This window comes from Martelella sp. FLE1502, assembly GCF_053484255.1.
The window spans coordinates 1-421 of record NZ_JBAKFQ010000072.1 but is presented as its reverse complement, the minus strand read 5'-3'; the positions used below and the strand labels follow the sequence as shown (position 1 = coordinate 421).

Genomic DNA, 421 nt, shown 5'->3' with positions numbered 1-421 from the left:
GCGGCATTGGCGTTTGGGCCGCGGGTTACGGCGCCTGGTCGTCGATGGACGGCGCAAACGGCGCTGCCAAGATGACCGACCAGGTCGGAGGCTTCTTCCTCGGCGCGGACTTTGCGGCCTTTGGCGCGATGCGCTTCGGGGCGGTGGCCGGCTTCGGCCAGACGACCTACAAGGTGGACGACCACAATGCCAAGGGCACGAGCGACGACTATACGCTCGGCCTCTACGGCGGCGGCACATGGGGCGGGTTCGGCGTCGACTTCGGCACGGCCTATACCTGGCACAGCGTGTCGATGAACCGCGATGTTATTGCATCGACATTCACGGACCACCTTTCCGGCAGCTATGATGCGGGCACGTTCCAGGTCTATGGCGGGCTTGGCTACGGCTTCGAGATCACCGACGGTTTCACGCTGGAGCC

At 64.8% G+C, this 421-nt stretch carries 1 protein-coding gene; it reads left to right on the top strand.

The genetic code is table 11. The features are described 5' to 3' along the window. On the top strand, positions 1-421 hold a 421-nt coding region (locus tag V6767_RS22720), incomplete at both ends, for an autotransporter outer membrane beta-barrel domain-containing protein (protein WP_448475512.1).